Source organism: Companilactobacillus sp. HBUAS59699 (assembly GCF_036913575.1).
In the GTDB taxonomy this organism is placed as follows: domain Bacteria; phylum Bacillota; class Bacilli; order Lactobacillales; family Lactobacillaceae; genus Companilactobacillus.
In genome coordinates this window covers 114463-138434 of record NZ_JAYKTV010000005.1, presented here as the reverse complement: position 1 = coordinate 138434, position 23972 = coordinate 114463, and the positions used below count along the sequence as shown (strand labels likewise).

Here is a 23972-nt window from a genome sequence, read left to right as displayed (position 1 = left end):
GGGAAATGACTAAATGAATTCAAGATTAGACAATACAAGACCTGCTGATGTTGGAGACTATATGAAGGTCTTCGCTTGTACTGCCGTTATGATGCAGACCGTTCTCGGTGTCGTCTTAAGCACCGATCCATCTAACAATGTTCAATCAATAATTGGGATTATTTATAACCTAGTTAAGTTTACTGCGCCAGCCTTTATTTTTGGTATTTTATATACCACAACTAGAACTACTAATACTAATAGCTGGAGTGATTATGGTGGATACATGAAGAAACAATGGTCTGCTCTTTTTGTACCTACGATCTGGTGGACACTCGCTTACTTACTAATATTCCCAGATATTCAACAAGTTAATCGATACAACGATGTGGGAAGTTTTCTATGGCACTTTATCAACGGTAACGCTGCACCACACTTGTGGTATAACACTATGATGTTACAGTTTATCATCCTAATGCCGTTCTTCTGGGCCTTGGCTCACTGGGTAAAAAACAATAGCAAACGTGCTATTTGGACTATCATTCTGACAATTATTGGCTATTCTGCTTGGATAGTCTTTTACGACATCAATGTCTTCCATGGTCCACAAGCTACTAACTGGTACTTACTCGATAGATTATTTGTCAGCTTTGTCATCTACGGAATCTTCGGTGTTTTAGCTTGGATGTATCGGGAACAATTCGAAACATTTATCAAAAAAGCTTGGATTATCATGCTATTGGCAATAGTCGCTACATATTACTGGACTAACAGTGAACTGTCAGCCTTTGGTCATCCGGTTCAATTGACTAATGCACCCTACTACAAACCTTCGATGACTATCTATGCTCTCTTAGTGATTGGATTAGTCGCCGCATTAGCCATGGCACACTTAAGAAGTAATTCGAAGGCATTGCCAGTATTCCACTTCTTGGCGGTCTACGCTTATCGTGCTTACTTATCTAATGTCTTCTGGTTTCAAATAATCTGGCGCATTGGTGGTCATAATTTAGCACTCAACCACCCTATCGTTGCCATAATAATTTGTTACCTATTAACTTGGTGTCTAGCCTTCACGTCTGCTTACACGTTCCATATTATCTGGCAACGTATCAAGTCAGGCTTGACTAGTAATCAAGTTACTGAACAAGTCAAATAACACTTAAAAAAATAAGATTTGTGCGATAATAAAAAAGTTATAGCATAAATCTTATTTATTTTTATATTTCGAGGTTTGTTTGTTGACCCAATACTGATTGTATGCTAAATTAGCACTGTACTATTTAGAGTGCTAAAAATAACAAGTGCTAATTAGGAGGCAATTTATGTTAGTTCCTACAGTTATTGAACAAAGCTCACGTGGCGAACGTGCCTATGATATTTATTCAAGATTATTAAAAGATAGAATCATTATGTTATCAGGTGAAGTTAACAGTCAAATGGCTAATACAGTCATTGCTGAATTACTATTCCTTGATGCTCAAGACTCAGACAAGGATATTTCAATGTATATCAATTCACCAGGTGGCTCTGTTACCGATGGATTAGCTATTGTTGATACAATGAACTTCGTTAAATCAGACGTTCAAACAATCGCTACTGGTCTAGCAGCTTCAATGGGAAGTGTTATCTTGTCATCAGGTACAAAGGGCAAACGTTTTGCTCTTCCAAACTCAACAGTTCTTATTCACCAACCACTAGGTGGTGCCCAAGGACAACAAACAGAGATTGAAATTGCTGCTCAAGAGATTTTGAAGACAAGAAAGAGATTAAATCACATCTTGGCTGATAATTCCGGTCAAACATTCGAAAAACTTCAAAAGGATACTGATCGTGACAACTACATGACAGCCCAAGAAGCTAAGGATTATGGTTTGATTGATGATATTATGACAAACCAAGCTGACAAATAAAGATTCACTAAATAAGGTCTAATCGCAAATGCGATTAGACCTTATTTTTTTACACTTCTGAATTTAATTCAAGTCTTCGATTTCTAATGATAGTTTCCAATTCTTCCAGATCGGACAAAGTTGACTTGTTACGAATAAAGCTTCTAGCTGATGAACGCATAGCAATATAATTTGCGCGTTCCCGATTATTTCTGTGCCATTTTTCATTTGCGCGTCTTTGTGCATCTGTTAATACCATAATAATCTCTCCTTGATTAAAAACATTTTATAAAGTGTCACTTATTGTCCAATCCAACGTAGTCGTGTATTTACCAGCTGAAATAGCAGTATCAGAACCATTTATATGAAGTAACAAACCTTTGTCATTCGCCCAGGAAATAGACGACAACGTTTCACCGTTCTTTGAAACATAAATTGGAACAATATTTCCACTAAGCAATGACTCGAATTCATTATTGGAACTAGTTGGATCATAAAATCTCAATTCGCCAGGAAACTTAGAAGTACCATTACTCAAATCCCCCACCTGTTGAACAGATATAGTTTGACTATTCTTATCTGTATCACTCCTGTCATCCTGCACAGTTAATACAGGAGAATCATTATTCACCCTATGTCTAAGCGTGTCACTAGTGACAAATGAGTTAAGTGCACCAAAATCTATATCCATTGGTGTCAACGTCACCCCCCCTGCCGGCTTAGTAGGATCAAAATTAATAAATTGATCTTGTCCACTTTCTTCAACATATAATGGTTTAGTTTGATCAAAGTTATCATAACCACCTACACCTTTAAAGGAAGGTGTGAAAGTGAAATCAGCTTGATTATCATTCGTTACTTGACCATCGAATACCAATCTTCCTATATCAGAATCAGACTCAGGACTAATACTCAATCCATTTACTGTCAGAATTTGTTTTGAATTATCATTGGGATCATCTTGTACGCTTATATTATCAGGATCAATTGAATTGTATTGTGAATTGTCTACTGAATTCTGATAATTATAATAACCTGTATATTTAAAACTGTTAGTATCAATATCCATCCCTTTAGGAATAGGTACCGTATAAACACCATTTGAGATCAAAGCTTTCGAGTTTTGACCCTTTGCATCAAAATTAGCAGCATATTCAATTCTATCGTCATTCTTAACGTTGCGAACTTCTAATCCTTTTTTATCTCCATCTGTAGTATTGCTATCTGGATTAGTCAAATTTTGTATCTGATTAGATATTGTTAACGTCGGCAAGTCTTCATCTGTTGCTGGCGGATTAGTAAGTGGATTTACGCTAAATCCACCGAAGTTAATGGTTTCAGTTCCATCTCTAGTATATGAATTCCCAATAATCGGTTTGTATGTATATTTGAAATCGACTTTCAGAGTTGCGTGTACAACATTAAGATTAGTTGCAACCGTACCATTCTCATAAAAAACAAAGTTATAATCGAGAATAGACGGATCATACGAGGTTTGGCCTGAATTAACTGTAAAATTGTATTGTTTAACAGAACCATCTATTGCATTGTTAGTATTATCAAAACTATTTATACGGCTATCAACCTGCCACGTAAGTTTAGCACCAGTCAAAACAAAATCTTTGTATGAAGCAACATTTCCTGCATTTAAATCATCAATAATTCTCTTAAAAATATCATTTTTGATGTGGAAATGCATTAAGGTATCATCAAATGCTAATGGTGTATAATCTTCTGATACTATGGCACCACCGGTTGGAATATCCAGATATACTGGCGCATAATCTTCTATATCAGCCTTTAAACTAATGTATCCTCCATCGATAATATTATGAATCGATGTGAATGCTTTCTTACTTCCAGTAACTATGGCTGTTTGAGGATCTGTAACATATATTCGATCACCAGAACCCGCCATTTGTGTTGGGTCACCAAATTTTGCCACCGCATCATTGGTCTCATATTCTCTAGTCTTTAAAGTCCAATAAAGTACGTCAGGGACAATTCCTATTCCATTAGATTTTAAAGTGACGATTGCGGTATTACCAACATCTAAAGGATTACTATCACTGTTAAAAACATAGTTAACATTTGACTCTAAGTAGTGACCCCAATAGTCGGGCTGGCCTTTAATGGTAGAGCTATTTATAGTTAATGGAGAAATCAAGGTATTCATTGTCGTTGTAGAACTCGTACTATTCACGTCGCCCATTGGTGAGGAAAATTGTGTTACTACATTTGAAATAGAATTTTGATTTGCTTGCATAGTGGCTGTTAGAGCCCTATTAGCTGCTTCGGTAGTTGAAGATGAATCTTTACCAGTGGTCATTGAAGTATTTGTTGTAGCATCAACTACGATCGATATCGGTAAAGTGCCTATAACTCCAATAACTAGCACGATGATAATCAAACATCTGCTGAAGAGTAATTTGCTAACTTTCATCTTGCTTCCCCCTTAACTCATTAATATAAAAAGAGATCAGTCACACAATCAGCACCGATCTCCTAAATATAATTAATAACTAGCATAGAGAGTTGCCCAGTTAGTTTTTATAATAGTATTCTTATAGCCTTCTTTAAGAGTTATCTTTGCTTGATATTGTGTTCCATTGTCAGATACCGTTGTGTTATAGGTTGTATATAAAACACTATTGCTCTTACCTAAGTATTCTGCTTTTGTTGTGCCAGGTGCCTTCTTGTACCACTCAACTTTGATTCGTCCATCGTTGATCAAACCGGTCATACTATCAGTATCACCACGAAGTGCGAAGGTTGCAGGTTGTCCCGCAGAAACGGTTTGATTATCTAAACCGCCACCGACTTGAACATAGACCGATCCAGCAACGAATGAACTATCCATATTGTGGAATGTTCCTGTAACCTTAACTACGCCAGACAATCCTCGATCATTAGCGGTGACTTTACCAGTGTTATCAACAGTAGCGAGGTTAGTATTATCAACGGCCCATGTAACCTTACCGGTTGAACTTACAGGATCAATATTGGCATGTACATAAGTAGTATTGACTTGGCCTTCACTATTGTTATAAATATAGTCGCTATCTGAATTAACATTCATATTAGTTGCATTAATCGGTGTATTGACCGCATTAACTTCCGCTACTGTTGAATAAATGTGAGTTTGAGCAATCCAACCGGTTAAATAATTCCAATACTGTGTATCTAATTGATACCAAGTTCTTCCTTCTTGACTGGTTTGAATTGGGAAGTTCTTGCGGTGACCATTCTGCCATTCAGGAACTTGACTCCAATTAATACCATCATCAGACTTGTACCATCGATAATGAGGAGCATCAAAGACTCCACCTAAAACTGTCCACAGCGAACGAGCTGCATCAGTGTGCAATGTCACAGGATTACCAACAACGGTATAAGTAACCGCATCAGGTTCTAAGTCATAACCGTTAGTATTCCAAATATTCAAGAATTTGTCAGGTGCTGGGGTTGCGGTAAAAGCACTATTGGTCAATGGAGTTCCTACTGAAGCCGCTTGAATTGTTGTACCCTGACTAGAAAAAATACCAATTATCAATATAGTAAAGAATGATAATAAGCTTAGATACTTGACCCTTACATTATTCATAATCAAATCCCCCTACAAGATTGTTAATTTAGCCCAGTTAGTAGTCAGCGTTATTTTCTTAGTACCTTTTCTCATAATAATTTTTGCTCTGTACACTTTACCCTTATTTTCACTTGTTAAAACATTAGTTGTGTAGTAGAGATTTGAAGTTGAAGCAACTAACTTCTCAGTGCTATCTTTTGCATCAGATTTCTTTATATACCATTCAATAGCAATATTGTTATCGTCCCAATATCCATAGAAATCATCGGTATTACCTTGTAACTTGAATGTTGCTGTTCCACCGATTCTTGCACTTTGATCCACTAATCCGCCACCTAAGTTGACATATGTCTTGCCAGTTACAACTTTTGGAGAATTATCAGATCCAGTATATGTGGCAATAATGGCTGCTCTTCCGTTGACTCCTTTAGAATTTGCAGTGATTTTACCAGTATTACTATCGATCGTTACTAAATCAGGACGATTAGTTGACCAAGTAATCTTACCAGTAGCATTAGTTGGGTTTACTGTTGCATGTGCATAAGTAACGTTCATTAACTCATCACTGATATTGTATAAATACTCACTGTCAGTCGTTACATTCACAGAGTCAGCATCAATATTATTCTTTAGAACATTAACTTGAGAAATATTCGAATAAATATGTGTCTTAGCGAACCAACCAGTTAAATAATTCCAGTATTGTGTATCTTGTTGATACCAAGTAGTCCCTTCAGTACTAGTATCAATTGGCATATTCTTACGATGACCGTTCTGCCATTCAGGAACTTCACTCCAAGTTCTACCATCATCAGACTTGTACCATCGATAATGAGGAGCATCAAAGACTCCACCTAGAACTGTCCAAACGGAACGTGCTGCATCGGTATACATCATCTTATTCTCATCGCCAACTTGAACATTGTATACAGGATCCGGTTGCAGATCGTAACCATTAGTATTCCAAATATTCAAGAATTTAGATGGTGCCGGTGTTGGGTCATTCAAGTAATATTGCAATTCCGTGCCCAAAGGTGCAGCATCAACTTGCGTATTATTCTGAACAACAAACGTTCCTAATGTCAGAGTAGAAAACAAAGTAACTAACCCTATCTTAGTTGCTTTCCCCTTATCCATATCTCAACCTCCATACGTAATATTCTTTTCACAATTAAGTATACAATTTATCCTATTATTGAGTATTCCATATTTTATAATAAAGTTTTACAATATGTGATATTTTATACGCTATGTTATTTATATTTTATAATTTAAAAAAGATAATACATATTTTATAAAAAATTATGTATTATCTTTTTTTAGTGCTATTATTTTTTATATCATGGTTATTTTGTCATTTTTAGGTTTATTTATTTTAATAATCTCACATTTCTTATGTTATGTTACGGCTAACAAAGTATATTTTTGATAAATCATATCTATATGATATATTTTATAAACCTATTTCAAATATTTTTTAACAATAAGTCTACTCAATGTCCATAGACGAAAACTTTAAATAAGTCTATTCTAATTATAGGAGGCTAAATATATGGACAACACTATTAATAACGCACTAAAACGTAAGTTATTTATTATTACCTTACTATCCGGGACCTTCACCATGTCGATCAGTCAATCATCGTTATCGACTGCCTATCCAACCTTGATGAAGTTCTTCGGAGTAACTGCACCAACTATTCAATGGCTCACTACTGGTTTCATGCTGATAATGAGTATCATGATGCCAATCAGTCCTTGGCTCTTGAATAATATTTCTTTCAAAAAAATATTTCTAGGTGTCGTAGGAATATTTGCTGTTGGTACTCTCATCATCATCCTCGCTCAAAATTTTGCGATGGCGATGTTAGGAAGAGCTTTGGAAGCAATTGGTGTCGGAATTCTATTCCCATCATTTCAATCGGTTCTTATGACTATCACTCCTGAAGAGAAACGTGGTACAACCATGGGCTTCGCTGGTTTAGTCATGGGTTCCGCCCTTGCATCCGGTCCTATCATTTCAGGAATCGTCTTGAACTTCTTGCAGTGGCAAGGATTATTCGTTATCTTCCTATTGATAATGATCGTTATCTTCATCACTGGATCGATCTACATTAAAGACGTGATGCCTCGCCACAAAGTAAAGCTAGACGGTTTGTCTATTGTCTATCTATTAGGAATAATCGGACTGCTGTACGTAGTCAACCAAGCTGGTAGTCAGCACCATCTATCTACTAACTTAATTATTCTGCTAGCAGTCAGTTTGATCCTGTCGGGATTATTCATTCACCGTCAATTAACTAAGGACGAGCCTCTGCTGGACTTGAAGGTTATGAGCAACTTTAACTTTGATCTGTCAGTCCTCTTAACCGGATTTTCGTACATTTCATTGATCGTTGTTACGATTATTTACCCACTGTACTATCAAAACATCTTACATACTTCAGTCTTAGTATCTGGTTTAGCACTAGTGCCACCAGCAATCCTGCTTAGTATCTTGAACCCGTTGACTGGTAAACTAGCCGATAAGATCGGCTTCAAGAAAACATTGATCTCTGGTATGTCGATGATCGTAATTGGCTGGGTCTTATTATTCTTCTTGAATATGAAACTAGGTTTGTGGCCTATGATCTTGATTGCAATGTTGATCGAAGGAGGCAATGCCTTCGTTATGATGCCAGCAACAACACTTGGCGGTAACTCTCTACCTGAAGACTTGATTCCACACGGTACTGCAATTATCACTACGGTTCGTCAATTGTTAGGATCACTTGGTGTTTCTCTCGCCACTTTGATCTTGGTATCAGCTAACCAAAGTCATGGATTGCCAGCCAACTTAGGATTAGTTGGTTATCATTACGTCTTCGGTTTCTTCTGTGCAATGGCGATTATCGGTTTTATCTTCGCCTTAATGATCAAGAACAACAAAGATTAATATTCACTTAGAACTGCGACTACTCGGTCGCAGTTTTTTTGTATTAGAAGTATAATTAATTCCTGGATTATTTAATTTTTGGGGGATCGTATGAATATTCAAAAGCACATCAATAAAAAAACTATCGCCGTAATTTTATTATTTTTTATTTCATTATTTGGATGGATGTTCTGGCAGTTTAATTTTAACTACATGATTTCTGGTAGTGATACCTTCTTCCACACTCAACGAGTCTTTGAGATTCGACAAGCTTTTTTACACGGTAACTTACCCAGTTGGTTGAACTTCAATACCTTCTTCTCAGCTGGCCAAGCCGTGAACGGAATGTATCCTGATTTCACACTCTGGCCATTCGTCTTGATAACGAATATGTTGTCACCTATTCATCAAATCATTGCTATCAAAGTACTGATTGCTGCACTAACTTTTGTCGTAACCTTCCTATCACTCAACAAGCGTTACAACAGCTTTAATTCAAGTATGGCTGCCCTGATCTTCACTTATTCAGGAGCTGTCTTACGTGACATCACGACCGAATTCCAACCTGGAACTGCTATTGTACTTGCTTTTGCCTTTCCAATCTTATTCACGTTTAAGGACATTATCGAAAGCAAAACTATAAATTATATTTCCGCTATCAAACTCGGCTTATTGATGACGATCGTTATTAATTCTCATCTATTGAGTGCCATCGCCCTATCCATGGTTGCAGGAGTATTTTTAATTGTGGTTTCGATCAAGAATCATTCACTAGCACCTTGGTTTAACTTAATAATTGCTAGTTTGGTCACGGTAATTCTCTGTTTGCCAATCATTTATCGAGTTATGACGATTTCAAAAACCGGCCTGCTGGCACCATTTGGCAAAGGAAATATCATTGCTGATCCCATCACGATTCTGTTCACCAACTCAAAATGGAACGCTCGCGTAGCCTTTTCAACTTTGACGTTGATCATCTTGCTCGTTGTCTTCGCTGACTTGAATACTAAAAAAATCAAACAACTGACTCCTTGGATCCTGATTGAAGCCTTGTTGATCGTCTTCAGTACCGACATGACGCCTTGGACAATCTTTAATAATGTACCGATTATTAATAATTTCCAAGAGTCCAGTTGGCGCTTTGCACTATTTTTAGGCGTCATCCCCATAATATTATTGCTGGATAATTTCAAGGAACACACTAGCCAATTTATTTTGGTTCTACTGTCAGTCCTTTCAATCTCAGCGGCAACACAAGTTACAACTAATTACATATACAATCACGGACAAGACTTAGCAACTGTTACTGCTGATTCGACTAAAGAAGTTGGACTGAATCAAGACGTTAAATTAACCTCCAGTGGTATTAACAGCGAAACTATTCAACGAATTTTGATCCCTGATTACGCTCCAAATAAAGTCAGCTTAGAACCAAATAGTAACGGTCAGTCACTATCATTTGATATTCAAAATAAATTAAAAAATCATTGGGCAATACAGGGCAAGCAAAAAATAGCACTGGTAAAAACAACTGCTACTACAAACAGTGTCAGCTACCGTGGCAAACATCTTAAATCAGGTAATATTCAACTACCAATATTTGGATACTCTTCTCTTAACTATCAGATTACCGTAAATGGTAAGGACACTAAGTGGACTACTGATGATCAAGGGTTCATCACTATTCCTATTGCTCATAAATTGCAAACAGCTAATATAACTGTCAATAACAGTTATCCTCGTGCGTACTCATACCTACTTTGGATTTCATTCGTCTTATTCATCAGTGCCATTGGTTATATTGGTTACATCAAATTTAATAGTTAAACTATTTAATCAAATCCTCAAAAAAATGAGATCCCATTATCTGGGATCTCATTTTTTTGACAATTTACACGGCCTCTTCAGCCATTTGATTTAATTTACGTAAACGATGATTGATTCCTGACTTAGAAATTGCACCGCTTGGTACCATATCCCCTAATTCCTTCAATGAAACTTCGGGATTCTCTAATCTGAGAACAGCAATCTCGCGTAACTTTTCTGGTAAAGAATCTAATCCGATCGTACTCTGCAGATGCTTGATATTCTCAACTTGACGCTCAGCCGCAGCTACGGTCTTGTTGATATTAGCATTTTCGCAGTTGACTAATCGATTAACGGAATTACGCATATCGCGAACAATTCGAATATCTTCAAACTTCAACATTGCATTGGTTGCACCAACAACTTGTAAGAAATCAGCAATTTTCTCAGCTTCCTTCAAGTAAACGATATAGCCATTACGACGTTGTGTTACTCTAGCATTCAGATTAAAATGATTCATCATTTGTGCGATTCCAGCATTATGAGATTCGTATAATGAATAAATCTCTAAATGATATCTCGATGTCTCAGGATTATTCACACTTCCGGTCGCCAAGAAGGCTCCACGCAGATATGAACGCATTCGTTGATCTTCATCTAGAATGTCTTCTGGAACATCAGTATTGATCGACAAACCTGTCTCATCTAGAATTCCTAGATCTTTCAAGACCTTTTCGGTATCATGCTTCAAACGAACAAGATATTGATTGTTCTTCTTTAACTTCATTTTTTTACGGACCAATAGTTCTGATTCCATCCCGTAACGCAATTTGATGAGTGAAAAAATCCTACGAGCAATCGCAGGATTCTCCGTTTGCGCTGTTAAAACAAAATGATGGTTCTGTAAACTTAACGAACCATTCATTCTCAGTAAGGCTGATAATTCTACACGCGCATGTTCGGGATGAACTTCTAAACTAGTGAGTTCCTTCTTTACTTCACTTGCATAAGAAGCCACTAGTGTCTCACCTCATTTTTTCTATTTCCAGATTGGAATGCTAGATTCAAAATCTCACGACCAATTTTTTTGCCATCATGGAAGGCACCTTTGTCATGTAGTGATAAGAAATCATCTTGAATTACTCTGCATCCCATATCTCTTAATGATTTGAAGTCTGGTTTCACCTGACTAACATACTCGTCATATTTTTTATGATCCATATAGCCGTCAGGAACTTTTCTAGTATTAACCAAGACTGTATCAACATAATTACCACCTAAATGTTCATTCAAAACATTTACGTGATCTGCATCAGTGAAGCCTTCGGTTTCACCAATCTGTGTCATAATATTACAAATATAAACTACTTCCGCTGGAGTCTGACGAACCGCTTCCCCAAGATCACCGATCATCAAGTTTGGCAAAATACTTGTAAACAAACTTCCGGGACCTAAAACTACAACATCAGCCTGCATAATTGATGCCACAACTGGCAACAATGACTTAGGTGTCTCATCAGGATTATCTGAGTCAGTTACCCAGACACGCTTAACGTGCTTACCTGAATGTGTTATCTCGTGTTCACCTGAGATCGTGGTTCCATCAGTGAATTCAGCGTTCAATGTCAACTTAGTGTTGCTGGCGGGATAAACTCGACCATCAACACGCATCATCTTAGACAGTTCTTGGACTGCGTCAAAAATGTTAGGTGACATTTCAGATAATGCCGCTATGATTAGATTCCCAATCGCATGACCGGAGAAGAAATCATCGTCACTATTGAAACGATATTGGAAGACATCTAAGTCAACCTTTGGTAAATCTGATAATGATGCTAAAACGTTACGGATGTCCCCAGGTGGTACGACGTTGATGTAATCTCTCAATACACCAGACGAACCACCATCATCTGCAACTGTCACGATTGCCGTGATATCTGCATCTTTATTCCTCAAACTATTTAATACAACCGGTAATCCGGTTCCCCCACCTATAACAACAACTTTTGGACGACGTCCCTTTACAACACGAACTATCCTATTTGTTGGCATGTTCAATTACCTTCTTTTGAGATTTTTCCATATCACGATGTGTGATATCAACGTAGTAATTATCGCTGAGGTCGGTTCCTAGACGTTGGGCAATGGCAACGGAGCGATGTTGGCCACCAGTACAACCGATGGCAATCGTCAAACTAGTCTTGCCCTCCTTCTCATATCCAGGAATTATACTCTTTAATAAATCAGCTAATTTATTATAAAAATTCTTCGTGACTGGATCGTCCATAACGTAATCATAGACTGGTTTGTCCATCCCCGTCTTAGTCTTTAAACTATCAACATAAAATGGGTTCTTTAAAAATCTAACATCCATCACAATATCCGCATCGATGGGTAAGCCATATTTGAATCCAAATGACATTACCTCAATGTGGAATTTAGGAGTATCCTTGTTCTCTTGAAAATTATTAAAAATTTCTTCGCGCAATTCACGAGGAGTTAGATCAGTCGTGTCTATTTCGACTTGCGCACGACTTTTGATCTCTGATAAAAGCTCACGTTCCTTCTGAATACCGTCAAGCAAACGGCCCTCCATTGCTAGAGGATGACTGCGACGAGTCTCCTTGTAACGTGAAACCAATTCTTCATCAGAAGCATTCAAGAATAAGATCTTCGTGTTGACCTTTTGTTGCTTCTCTTGTTCATCTTCATCCATTTGTGAAATCATCGAAAAGATTTCATCATAGAAAGAACGTGAACGAATATCAACGACCAGTGCAACTTTTTTTATTTTTCCAGATTCATGTACTAATTCCCAGAACTTAGGGAGAAGATTCGGCGGCATATTATCAATACAGAAATATCCCAAATCTTCGAAAGACTGCATTGCTACAGTCTTACCGGCACCACTCATACCGGTTACGATCACTAAACTTAGCATGTCTTTTGACATAGTGCACCTCGCATTCAGATATAAGCATACCACAACAAGCCTGGTGTGTCATTTTTAGATATTAAAAAACTCGATCACTTACGATCGAGTTGAATAACTACTTCTTACTTTTTACAGTTTTCTTTTCAGTTTTTTCTTTTGCCTCAATTGTCCGCTCGGTATCACGTTCCAAGATCGGCTTCAAGTATTGACCTGTGTAGCTTTCTTTTACCTTACAAATATCCTCAGGTGTTCCGGTAGCGACGACTTGTCCACCGCCTTCGCCACCTTCAGGACCTAGGTCGATCACCCAGTCAGATGACTTGATAACGTCCAGATTATGTTCAATAACTAACACGGTATTACCCTCGTCAACTAGGCGTTGCAATACGGCTAACAAGCGTTTGATATCATCTGTATGTAAACCAGTTGTAGGCTCATCGAGGATATAGAAGTTATTTCCGGACGACTTCTTATATAGTTCAGAGGCCAGTTTCATACGCTGGGCTTCACCACCAGATAATTGAGTGGCTGATTGTCCCATTGAAACATAACCAAGGCCAACATCAACGATGGTTTGAAGTTTTCTTCTGATCTTAGGGATGTTGTTGAAGAATTCCAAAGCATCCTCAACTTTCATATCCAAAACTTCAGCAATGTTCTTACCCTTGTAGGTGACTTCCAGTGTTTCAGAATTGTAACGAGTTCCATGGCAAACTTCACATGGTACATAAACATCTGGCAAGAAATTCATTTCGATCTTGATAATTCCATCACCATGGCAGTTCTCACAACGTCCACCTTTGACGTTAAATGAGAATCTGCCTTTTTTGTATCCACGAAGTTTGGCTTCATTGGTTTGAGCAAACAAATCACGAATATCATCAAAGACTCCCGTATAAGTAGCCGGATTACTTCTTGGCGTTCTACCGATAGGACTCTGGTCGATGGCGATCATCTTTTCTAGTTTGTCATAACCAGTTATCTTCTTGTACTTACCAGGCTTATGTGAATTACGATTCATCTTTTGTGCCAATGCTCGCTTCAAAATGGTATTAACCAACGTCGACTTACCAGATCCTGACACACCAGTAACTGAGATGAACTTACCTAATGGGAATTTAACATTGATCTTCTTAAGATTATTCTCTTCAGCACCGAATACTTCGACGTAATCACCACTGCCGGCTTTACGTTCCAAAGGTACAGGAATGAATTTTTTACCCGATAAATATTGTCCAGTCAACGACTTAGAGTTACGCATAACTTGCTTAGGTGTACCAGCGGCCACGATTTGACCACCCTTCTCACCAGCACCTGGTCCAACATCGATCAAATAGTCGGCTGCCAACATCGTATCTTCATCGTGTTCTACAACGATCAAAGTATTTCCAAGGTCACGCATCTTCTTCAATGAACTGATCAAGCGATTATTATCACGTTGATGCAACCCAATCGACGGTTCATCGAGAATGTACATAACACCTGACAAGTTAGAACCGATTTGTGTTGCCAAACGAATACGTTGGGCTTCACCACCAGATAAAGTTCCGGCTGAACGTGACAATGTCAAATAATCCAAACCAACATTGATCAAGAAAGTCAAACGGTCTTTAACTTCCTTCAAAATTGGTTTAGCAATAACCGTATTCTGTTCTCCCAAAGTAATATCTTGGAAGAATGGTAGTTCATTCTTGATCGACATATTAGAAACGTCGGCAATATCTTGTCCTGAAACCTTAACAGCCAAGGCCTTACGATTCAATCTCTTACCGTGACAAACAGGACAGGTCAGTTCCGTCATATACTTACGCATGACTTCACGTGTAAAGTCACTGCTTGTTTCATGATAACGACGATCGATATTAGGAATAACTCCTTCGAATGGTACGTCAACGTCACGAACATTACCGAAATCATTCTCGTAATGGAAGTGGAAATTCTTACCGCCAGAACCATAGAGAACGATATTCTTATCATGGTCAGACATTTTTTCAAATGGAGTGTTCATATCGATATTAAATTCTTTACAAGCTTGTTCCAACATCTGTGGATAATATTGTGAGCTAATAGGATTCCAAGGAAGAATTGCTCCTTCAGCCAAAGTCTTCGTTTGGTCTGGAACAACCAAATCGATATCGGCTTCCAGTTTGATACCCAAACCATCACAGTTATCACAAGCACCAAATGGAGCATTGAATGAGAATAGACGTGGTTCAAGTTCTCCTACCGTGAATCCACACAATGGACAAGCATTCTTTTCGGAGAAGACCATCATGTCCTTGCCGATAACATCAACGTTCATATAGCCATCTGATAGACGCAATGCAGCTTCAACTGAATCAAATAAGCGTGATTTGATATGATCATTGATCACGATTCTATCAACAACAACATCGATGTCGTGTTTTTTATTCTTGTCTAGTTCAATATCTTCACTGATATCATGCACTTCACCATCAACACGAATTCTGACGTAGCCTTGCTTTTGAATCTGAGCTAATGCCTTCTTGTGTTGACCTTTTTTGGAACGAATTACTGGTGAAAGAACTTGTAATTTAGTACCTTCATCTAATTTAAGAACAGCATCAACCATTTGTTGGGCTGACTGACTCGTGATGACAGTGCCATCATTAGGACAGATCGGTGTCCCGACACGTGCCCACAACAAGCGAAGATAATCGTTGATCTCGGTAACTGTACCCACAGTTGAACGAGGATTCTTCGAAGTTGTCTTCTGATCGATTGAAATAGCTGGACTTAGACCATCGATAGAATCGACATCTGGTTTATCCATCTGACCTAAGAACTGACGTGCATACGAAGATAAACTCTCAACGTAACGTCTTTGACCTTCAGCGTACAAGGTATCAAAAGCCAGTGAACTCTTACCAGATCCTGACAATCCTGTCATTACTACTAACTTATCACGAGGGATGGTGACATCCACATTCTTTAAGTTATGTGCTCTTGCCCCGTGAATTACGATTTTGTCATTTAACATAGTTACTTCATTTCCGCCTTTAAATCTAGAATAGTATCACGCAAATTGGCAGCAGCTTCGAAGTCTAGTTTCTTAGCGGCAGCTTCCATTTGCTCTTGTAGATTATCAAGCAATTCTTTTTGTTCTTTCTTGGACATATCTTCAAACTTAATATCATCATCGATTTTTTCTGATTCAGATGCTGTGTTATCCACTTTTTGGAACATTGAGATAGCATCACGAATTGGTTTAACGATCGTCTTCGGTGTAATCCCGTGTTCTTCGTTAAACTTCTCTTGTAACTCACGACGATGCTTCGTCTTAGAAATCGCTGCTTCCATCGAATCAGTCACAGAATCAGCGTACATAATAACTTTACCATTCTCATTACGAGATGCACGTCCGATGATCTGAACTAATGAACGTTCCGCACGCAAGAATCCTTCTTTATCGGCATCCAAAATAGCTATCAATGATACTTCCGGAACATCGATTCCTTCACGTAACAAGTTGATACCGATCAATACATCGAACTTACCTAAACGCAAGTCACGAATGATCTTCGTACGTTCCAAAGTCTTGATGTCACTGTGTAAATATCTAACCTTGATACCCAAATCCTTAAAGTAATCGGTCAAATCTTCAGCCATCTTCTTAGTCAAAGTCGTTACGAAGACACGCTCATGTTTTTCAACACGTTCATTGATCTCACCAACTAAGTCATCGATCTGTCCCATAATTGGACGTACTTCGATCTTAGGATCAAGCAAACCAGTAGGACGAATGATCTGAGTTGCCAAATGATCAGTTCTATCTAATTCGTAAGGTCCCGGTGTAGCAGAAACATACAAAATGCGATTAACATGTTCTTCGAATTCTTCTAATTTTAGTGGACGGTTATCCAAAGCACTTGGCAAACGGAAGCCATAATTAACTAGCATTTGCTTCCGAGCACGATCACCATTATACATACCACGAATCTGCGGCATAGTAACGTGAGACTCATCAATCATAATGTTGAAATCCTTCGGGAAGAAATCTAACAAGGTAAATGGTGGTTCACCTTCAGCACGACCTTCCATGTGTCGTGAGTAATTCTCAATACCAGATGTGTAGCCCATTTCACGCATCATTTCAATATCGTATTCTGTACGCTGCTTGATACGTTGTGCTTCCAGCAGCTTACCTTCTTTAGTAAACTTAGCAACTTGCACATCCATTTCTTTTTGGATACGATCCAAGGCTTCTTCCATCTTAGAATCACTGATCATAAAGTGAGTGGCTGGGAAGATACCGATATGATCCATCTGACCCTTGATTTCACCTGTTAAAGCATCCATTTCAATGATTCGATCGATTTCATCACCAAAAAATTCCACACGAATAGCATTATCGTCACGTGATGCAGGGAAAATATCCACAACATCCCCACGCACACGAAAGCGACCACGTTGAAAATCAATGTCATTACGTTCAAATTGATTATCGACTAACTTCTCTAGTAAATCATTGCGACTGATCTGTTGACCAACACGTAGTGAAATAATACTGTCGGCGTATTCTCGAGGATCACCTAAACCAAAGATACAAGATACTGAGGCAACAACAATAACATCGTTACGCTCCAGTAGTGAACTAGTTGCTGAGTGACGCAACTTATCGATCTCATCGTTGATACTCGAATCTTTCTCAATATAAGTATCACTTGATGGGACATAAGCTTCTGGTTGGTAATAATCATAGTAACTGACAAAATATTCAACCGCATTGTTAGGGAAGAATTCCTTGAACTCTCCATACAATTGACCCGCCAATGTCTTATTGTGAGAAATAATCAAAGTCGGCTTATTGAGATTCTTAATGACATTCGCCATGGTAAATGTCTTACCAGTACCAGTTGCTCCCTCAAGTATGACCTCTTTATCGCCAGCCTTGAAGTCATCAGTAATCTTATCGATAGCTTGTTGCTGGTCCCCCGCTGGTGCATACTTCGAAACCAAATCAAACTTATTATCATCTACTCTATCTATCAAAAATTCATCCTCCATAAAGCTAAAAAATACACCTAACTCTGTGAATTAGATGTAATTTGCGTTAGGCACAAATATGTTGCCTTTATATTAACATATCGAACATACTTTCGCTATAAATTTACTCACTAGCTTTGCTTCTTGCAAGCTTTGGTAAGTAACTAAAAATAACCAAGCCGATCAAGAATAAAATACTCAATGAAGCAGCACCAATAGTGGATTTTCCAGTGATCTGCGTAACGATACCAACCAAAACTGGTCCTAGCACAGCTGAAAACTTACCTAAAATATTGTAGAATCCAAAGAATTCACTACCGGATTCCTTAGGGATCAATCTACCAAAATATGATCTGCTCAACGCTTGAATACCACCCTGACTAGTACCAACTAAGACCGCCAAGATCCAAAAATCAGTCGCCGTGTTTAACTTCAAGGCATACAGACAAATTCCTAAATACAAAACTATGCCGACTAAGATTCCTGTACGTGTAGAAGTTCTATTGGCTAACCAGCCATACAAAATAGAAAATGGAAAAGCCACTAATTGAACTACTAATAGTACGATCATTAGAGTAGTTGTGGTGATTCCCATATCCATACCTATCGAAGTTGCCATCGTAAAAATAGTATCTACTCCATCAATATAGAAGAAGTATGCCACCAAAAACCAAGCTACTTCTTTGTACTTTCTAATATGCTTTAAAGTTTCAAAAACACGTTTAAAGCTGGAAGTGATTGGGTGTGAATCCGCCTTGACGGAATAAACTTGTTTAACATTTCTGATCAATGGAATATAAAAAATTATCCACCAAACGGCCGCCAGAACAAAACTCCATCTGGCCACTCCAAAACTAGATAACATTCCAAAACCACTGGTGAGTTGAAGAACTAAGAATAAGACAAATGCTAGTACTCCACCCAAATAACCGAATCCATATCCGTATGAAGATACTTTATCCATTTCTCGATTATCGGCCACATCGGTCAAAAAACTATCATAAAAAAGGTTTCCACCAGAATAACCGATGATTGACAAGATATACACCCCTAATAACCAGGACCATTGACTTGTCGGTACAACACTCAAACCAAATGTCATTAAAACACCGACTAAGGCAAAGATATTTAACATTCTTTTTTTATAGCCGGGATAATCCGCTAAAGCACCTAAAACTGGCGCCAAAATGGACACCAGTAGTGTTCCAAAACTATTGGCATAGCCCCAATAAGCTGTCGAGTTAGCGGCACTAACTCCATTTCCTTGAGCTACAGCCTTGAAGTAAACTGGTAAAACTGCCGTCGTGACGATGATCCCGTAACCTGAGTTCGCCCAGTCATAAAAGATCCAACTCCACTGTTGTTTATTAAATCTCATTTGATAACTCCTTCGATACATTTACCAGCAAGAGTATCTTTGAACTCAAGACCTAATAAACGTGCAAATGTTGGTGCTTCATCAACTAAGTTGGCGTGCTCTACCGTCTGACCCTTATTGACTGCCGGACCATTGAAAACGATCGTTGTTTGATAATCCGGCTTATCTGGATCATAACCGTGAACCCCGTGATAACGATCTGGTTGTCCGAGTGTTTCAGGATCAACTTTTTCCACTACAGCTGGACGGCTGCTCTCATCAGTAAAGTAATAGCCTTCCTTAGCTTCAACCATGAAGGTACATGCTGGATCAGCTCCACGTTCAATTGCACGATAACGTGGATAAACTGTCTCGACTCCTTCAACGCTGTTGATAAGTTCTGCTAAAGCTTCTTTATCCTCAAAATTCTGTGTATAAATATAAGTCGAGCCATCGCAAGTCTTTGCCATGACGCGCCAATCTTTCTCATAAGTTTGATCCAACTTTGGTGTCAGCCAACCTTTTTGAGCAAATAATGTATTTAGATGAATCATGGTATCGACATTGATTTGATAGTGATCGCCCAAGATAACAAAATTAGTATCATAAAAAGTTCCAGCCTTTTTTGTAGCCTCAATAACTTGTTCAACATGAGCATCTAAGCGATGCAGTGCAGCCATAGCTTCATCAGAGCGGACACCGTAACGATGGCGCATGCTATCCATATCGACCAAATGTAATAGTGTCAGATTGGGCTTTTTATTCTCAATTGTATCGACAGCACAAGCAGTAATGAAATCATCCAATTGTGGTTGTTTGATTCCGTTTCTCAATTTGCCGTATTTGTGATCCATTTCTAATAGGAACAATGGCGAACTTGCCTTTAGAGAAACTAAAACTTGATTAGTCCAAATACGATTAGGGAAAATTTCCGCTAAATTGTAATTGATCTTACTTCCCGCTGTAACAGGCCACAAAAAAGCTGCCGTCTTCATTCCCTTTTCACGTGCTAAATCATACAGTGTCGTCGATTTAACATCTTTTTGATACCAATACCAATCCGGCGAGCGACGCTCAGGTTGAATCTTCGTATTATTTACGATTCCATGGACACTAGGATATTGTCCAGTAATTATTGTTGTATGTGATGGATAAGTTAAAGTTGGATAAATCCCCGTCACTGATTTGACCCACGTACCACCGTTGACTAATTTATTTAACGTTGGTAACTCTTCTTGATGTTCGCGAATGTCTCTAAATCCCAATGAATCTAAGGAAATTACGACCATATGTTGGTTTGTTGTCAAAATAAATCCCCTCGCTCTCATATTTGGTATTATAACGCAAGTAAGTGATTGCTTACCATTATAAATAAAAATAGACGAATCTCTTCGTCTATTTTTTAATTTCTACATATTCATATGCCAAACCTGACATGGCAATAACTAACACAAAAATACCTAAGTACAATTCAATATTGCTTCCTGCAATTCCTGTCTGTGGCAATTCACTGCCATTATCACTTTGATCAGATTGGTTATCACTAGGAACTGAGGTATCAGTATCTGTGCTTGTTCCAACACCTGTACCAGGAACGCTTGGAATCAATGGATTATCTGGAGTTGTCGGATTATCCGGCTCAGCAGGTGTCCATGGTTCCGCAGGTATAACCGGTGTATTAGAATTACCCGGATTACTTGGTGTTTCTGGTGTTGTTGGAGTAGTAGGCGTCGTTGGTTTGTCTGGATTGCTTGGTGTCGTCGGTGTTGTTGGCTTGTCAGGTGTCGTTGGTTTATCTGGCGTTGTGGGCTTATCTGGATTAGTTGTCTTAGAACTAGCCTTATCCGTCATCGACACTGTAGCATCTTTACCAGCTGTAACGGTGAATTCAGCTGGTACATCATTTAATTCATAACCGTCTGGAGCAGCAACTTCAACAAATTTATAATCTCCAGCTGTTAGATCGGCTACATGGATTTCACCTTTTGCGTCAGTTACATAATCACTACCGACTTCATTACCGTTGCCATCTAATAACTTGAACTTTGCTCCTTGTAATACGTCATTTGTAGAGGCATCCTTCTTAGTCAAAGTTACACTACCGGTTGGATCAGTTGGTGTAGTTGTTCCACCACCGCCCTCAGAAGTTTCTTTTTGATCAACCATCGAAACATCAACATTTTCTTTATTAATTGAGAACTTGACCGGCTTTGCATCCAACTCATAGCCATCTGGAGCTTTTGTTTCTACGAATTGGTAATCTCCATAATCAAGATTATCCACTTTGATCTGACCTTTATCATCCGTCGTTAGCCCGGCTGTAATTACTGATCCATCAGAGTTTTCCAAGCTAAAGACTGCGCCAGCTAGTGGCTTCTTAGTGTCAGAGGCAGTTTTTATTAAGGTTACACTACCCTTAGTCGGTGTAACATCAGTTCCCAGTTTAGCATCATAGAACTGAACCTCAACAGGTAAAGTCTGATTCTGAGCTATTGTAAAGATTCCACTATCACCTTTACTTGTATCCAACTTATATCCGTCTGGAGCTTCAGTTTCGATAAATTTATAGTTACCAGGAGATAAGTTTGGTATGGATATTTTCCCCTTATCATTTGGCATAGAATCACCACCAGCTAGAGTAGTAGGTGCTCCAGTGATTACATCTTGATATAGTTTGTTACCATTACTATCAGTAATAGCCTTACCGTCTGTAGTCCCATCATCTATCACTAATTTAAAATGAGCTCCATCTAATTTACTACCATCAGCAGAATCCATTTTGGTTAAAACAACTGTTCCATTTATACCAGAGAAGTTACCACTGGCGCCAAATGTCTTCGTAGGAGTAACTGAATTAACTATTGGTTCATTATCACCACTGCCGGAACCAGATCCTGGATCAGTACTGCTACCATCAGTTGGGGCAGGTGTATAGCTACTAGTGGCATTATTTGACCACATAAACTTATCTTTTTGATTAATTGTAGTAGTTACTTTAGTTGTATATACTAAAACAATTTCTTTGTCAGTAGATCCGATGTTCAAAGTAAATCCCGTATCAGTATATGTTATGTCAGGATTAGCTATATCATCTACTTGAGTAGCCGTGTCGCTGTTAGGATCACCATAGGTTTTTTCTTGAACAGAGACATCTTTATTCATAACTTGTCCTGCGCCTAGAGTATCCTTGATAACAAGGTTATCAACCTTCTTGGCACCCCTAGGATTTGCTACTATATTCCATACCAGACTATTTGGTACGGCCACGTTATCTTGATTACTCCAACCTACTTTGGTAAGAAAATCGGAAGATCCTCCACCACCACTGCCGGTAACAACTCCTGAACCACTAATAGATATGTGGCCCACTCTATTTGTATTTGTATTTTCCAATTTATCATTAAAAGTAATTACACCAGTTCTTGGAGAACTACTTTTTACCACTGCCGTTCCTATTTCTTCATTATCCTGATTAGTTATGGAAAAGACTAAATCTTTACCGTCACCAGGAAAATTAACATTAACATTATCTGGTATTGTAAATGTTACTGTATCCCCAGACTTAATCTGAACACCATCTTTAATACTCCAAGAATAATTAACATTCAAATCCTTATAATTGGATAAGTCAGTTGTGTCTTTTGGTATCTCTTGATTGTCTACACCATATGTTAATGTGGCATCACTTGCTTTCAATCCCGTAGAATACTCTGTTAAATCTGTCTGTGCATAACTTGTCGTACTGCTAGCAAAAAAGTTAGCGATCAATGACAAGCCAAACACTAGCAACAATAAAACAGCTGATAATTTCTTGTGATCTGTAATTCGCCCCATAATAATTCCCCCTGATATTCACGAGTATTATTATATCGCATTATATATAAAAATTATAATCCTCTTCATGTACCACAAGAATAAAATAAGCCGATGCACATCATTCAATTAAAAGATTTTCTCCATAATCACCATCGTATAGCCCGGCACTGGAACCTCTCGTTTCATTGAAACAAAGCTATTCTTCAGTAAAAATTGCTTGCTCTGATCATTACCCTTGGGGTATGCTACTTCGATTCGTTTCAATCCTGCTTTACTAAGTACAGCTGACAATTCGTCCAAGATTTTTGAACCAATCCCCCTTTTCTGCGATTTAGTATCAACCATAAAGAAACCGATCCAAGCGTCACTTTCAGCTGGATATCCAATAATAAAATCAATTATCGCTACTAACTCATCATCAGCATAATATCCTAGATAATACTTATCATCGGCAGTTTTGTTAGCTGGAACTACTTTCATATCCTCTAAAACACTGTGTCTCGTTGGTGCTGGTGGACAATAACTAAAAAAATTTGAATTGCCTTGAACTAAGTGTAACGCATGATCAACATCCCTTGGTGTTAATCGTTTAACTTGATAACTTGAAGATAGATCATTGATATTTAACATTTTATTTCTCCTTTACACAAATAATAGTAAAACAAAAAAGAAGTTTATCA

Annotated in this window: 17 protein-coding genes; 4 read left to right on the top strand and 13 right to left on the bottom strand. The window is 38.2% G+C overall.

Annotation, left to right across the window (positions count from 1 at the left end; all coding sequences use genetic code 11):
* Nucleotides 1-13: 13 nt before the first annotated feature.
* Both U8519_RS10440 and U8519_RS10435 read left to right on the top strand, forming a co-directional pair.
* Nucleotides 14-1138, top strand: coding sequence for an acyltransferase (locus U8519_RS10440; RefSeq protein WP_334330251.1), 1125 nt, complete (start codon nt 14-16; stop codon nt 1136-1138).
* Nucleotides 1139-1304: 166 nt separating this feature from the next.
* On the top strand, nt 1305-1892 hold the full coding sequence (locus U8519_RS10435; RefSeq protein ID WP_334330250.1) for an ATP-dependent Clp protease proteolytic subunit: 588 nt from the start codon (nt 1305-1307) through the stop codon (nt 1890-1892).
* Between the two features lie 49 nt (nt 1893-1941).
* On the opposite strand, the gene U8519_RS10430 is transcribed toward U8519_RS10435, so the two are convergent.
* From U8519_RS10430 to U8519_RS10415, 4 genes are all read right to left on the bottom strand, one after another.
* Complete coding sequence (locus tag U8519_RS10430; protein WP_334330249.1) at nt 1942-2130, bottom strand: hypothetical protein; 189 nt, start codon at nt 2128-2130, stop codon at nt 1942-1944.
* Nucleotides 2131-2157: 27 nt separating this feature from the next.
* Nucleotides 2158-4314, bottom strand: coding sequence for a hypothetical protein (locus U8519_RS10425; RefSeq protein ID WP_334330248.1), 2157 nt, complete (start codon nt 4312-4314; stop codon nt 2158-2160).
* A gap of 72 nt (nt 4315-4386) precedes the next feature.
* Nucleotides 4387-5475 (bottom strand): Ig-like domain-containing protein, encoded by a 1089-nt coding sequence (locus U8519_RS10420; protein WP_334330247.1) that lies wholly within the window; start codon nt 5473-5475, stop codon nt 4387-4389.
* A 12-nt stretch (nt 5476-5487) separates the two neighbouring features.
* Nucleotides 5488-6594, bottom strand: coding sequence for a hypothetical protein (locus U8519_RS10415; RefSeq protein ID WP_334330246.1), 1107 nt, complete (start codon nt 6592-6594; stop codon nt 5488-5490).
* A 415-nt stretch (nt 6595-7009) separates the two neighbouring features.
* Between U8519_RS10415 and U8519_RS10410 the strand changes: the two genes are divergently transcribed.
* Both U8519_RS10410 and U8519_RS10405 read left to right on the top strand, forming a co-directional pair.
* Nucleotides 7010-8392: a DHA2 family efflux MFS transporter permease subunit gene (locus U8519_RS10410; RefSeq protein ID WP_334330245.1), complete on the top strand. Its 1383-nt coding sequence runs from the start codon at nt 7010-7012 to the stop codon at nt 8390-8392.
* A 90-nt stretch (nt 8393-8482) separates the two neighbouring features.
* The gene (locus tag U8519_RS10405) at nt 8483-10198 is read left to right on the top strand and encodes a hypothetical protein (protein ID WP_334330244.1); all 1716 of its coding nucleotides are present in this window, start codon (nt 8483-8485) and stop codon (nt 10196-10198) included.
* A gap of 64 nt (nt 10199-10262) precedes the next feature.
* Here the strand turns inward: U8519_RS10405 and whiA are convergent, their stop codons facing one another.
* The 9 genes from whiA to U8519_RS10360 all read right to left on the bottom strand — a co-directional run bounded on the left by whiA (nt 10263) and on the right by U8519_RS10360 (nt 23922).
* The gene (whiA, locus tag U8519_RS10400; protein WP_334330243.1) at nt 10263-11195 is read right to left on the bottom strand and encodes a DNA-binding protein WhiA; all 933 of its coding nucleotides are present in this window, start codon (nt 11193-11195) and stop codon (nt 10263-10265) included.
* A complete protein-coding gene (locus U8519_RS10395) occupies nt 11195-12229 on the bottom strand; it encodes a gluconeogenesis factor YvcK family protein (RefSeq protein WP_334330242.1) in 1035 nt (344 codons plus the stop codon). Before U8519_RS10395 ends, whiA begins: the two co-directional genes overlap by 1 nt.
* The gene (gene rapZ / locus U8519_RS10390; protein WP_334330241.1) at nt 12216-13130 is read right to left on the bottom strand and encodes an RNase adapter RapZ; all 915 of its coding nucleotides are present in this window, start codon (nt 13128-13130) and stop codon (nt 12216-12218) included. The genes U8519_RS10395 and rapZ overlap by 14 nt, the downstream gene beginning before the upstream one ends.
* A gap of 97 nt (nt 13131-13227) precedes the next feature.
* Entirely contained in the window at nt 13228-16113 is a 2886-nt protein-coding gene (gene uvrA, locus U8519_RS10385; RefSeq protein WP_334330240.1) for an excinuclease ABC subunit UvrA, read from the bottom strand.
* Between the two features lie 2 nt (nt 16114-16115).
* Nucleotides 16116-18125 (bottom strand): excinuclease ABC subunit UvrB, encoded by a 2010-nt coding sequence (gene uvrB / locus U8519_RS10380; protein WP_334330239.1) that lies wholly within the window; start codon nt 18123-18125, stop codon nt 16116-16118.
* Between the two features lie 118 nt (nt 18126-18243).
* The gene (locus U8519_RS10375) at nt 18244-19497 is read right to left on the bottom strand and encodes an MFS transporter (RefSeq protein WP_334330238.1); all 1254 of its coding nucleotides are present in this window, start codon (nt 19495-19497) and stop codon (nt 18244-18246) included.
* On the bottom strand, nt 19494-20783 hold the full coding sequence (locus U8519_RS10370) for an alkaline phosphatase family protein (protein WP_334330237.1): 1290 nt from the start codon (nt 20781-20783) through the stop codon (nt 19494-19496). The genes U8519_RS10375 and U8519_RS10370 overlap by 4 nt, the downstream gene beginning before the upstream one ends.
* A gap of 88 nt (nt 20784-20871) precedes the next feature.
* Nucleotides 20872-23310 (bottom strand): MSCRAMM family protein, encoded by a 2439-nt coding sequence (locus tag U8519_RS10365; protein ID WP_334330236.1) that lies wholly within the window; start codon nt 23308-23310, stop codon nt 20872-20874.
* A 108-nt stretch (nt 23311-23418) separates the two neighbouring features.
* Nucleotides 23419-23922: a GNAT family N-acetyltransferase gene (locus U8519_RS10360; protein WP_334330235.1), complete on the bottom strand. Its 504-nt coding sequence runs from the start codon at nt 23920-23922 to the stop codon at nt 23419-23421.
* Nucleotides 23923-23972 lie beyond the last annotated feature (50 nt).

Excerpts from the sequence above, each read along its gene's own strand:
- U8519_RS10435 (WP_334330250.1), top strand. The coding sequence starts at position 1,305 with ATGTTAGTTCCTACAGTTATTGAACAAAGCTCACGTGGCGAACGTGCC.
- U8519_RS10425 (WP_334330248.1), bottom strand. The coding sequence starts at position 4,314 with ATGAAAGTTAGCAAATTACTCTTCAGCAGATGTTTGATTATCATCGTG.
- U8519_RS10365 (WP_334330236.1), bottom strand. The coding sequence starts at position 23,310 with ATGGGGCGAATTACAGATCACAAGAAATTATCAGCTGTTTTATTGTTG.
- U8519_RS10410 (WP_334330245.1), top strand. The coding sequence starts at position 7,010 with ATGGACAACACTATTAATAACGCACTAAAACGTAAGTTATTTATTATT.
- U8519_RS10420 (WP_334330247.1), bottom strand. The coding sequence starts at position 5,475 with ATGAATAATGTAAGGGTCAAGTATCTAAGCTTATTATCATTCTTTACT.
- rapZ (WP_334330241.1), bottom strand. The coding sequence starts at position 13,130 with ATGTCAAAAGACATGCTAAGTTTAGTGATCGTAACCGGTATGAGTGGT.
- uvrA (WP_334330240.1), bottom strand. The coding sequence starts at position 16,113 with ATGTTAAATGACAAAATCGTAATTCACGGGGCAAGAGCACATAACTTA.
- U8519_RS10405 (WP_334330244.1), top strand. The coding sequence starts at position 8,483 with ATGAATATTCAAAAGCACATCAATAAAAAAACTATCGCCGTAATTTTA.
- U8519_RS10430 (WP_334330249.1), bottom strand. The coding sequence starts at position 2,130 with ATGGTATTAACAGATGCACAAAGACGCGCAAATGAAAAATGGCACAGA.
- U8519_RS10360 (WP_334330235.1), bottom strand. The coding sequence starts at position 23,922 with ATGTTAAATATCAATGATCTATCTTCAAGTTATCAAGTTAAACGATTA.
- U8519_RS10395 (WP_334330242.1), bottom strand. The coding sequence starts at position 12,229 with ATGCCAACAAATAGGATAGTTCGTGTTGTAAAGGGACGTCGTCCAAAA.
- U8519_RS10415 (WP_334330246.1), bottom strand. The coding sequence starts at position 6,594 with ATGGATAAGGGGAAAGCAACTAAGATAGGGTTAGTTACTTTGTTTTCT.
- U8519_RS10375 (WP_334330238.1), bottom strand. The coding sequence starts at position 19,497 with ATGAGATTTAATAAACAACAGTGGAGTTGGATCTTTTATGACTGGGCG.
- U8519_RS10440 (WP_334330251.1), top strand. The coding sequence starts at position 14 with ATGAATTCAAGATTAGACAATACAAGACCTGCTGATGTTGGAGACTAT.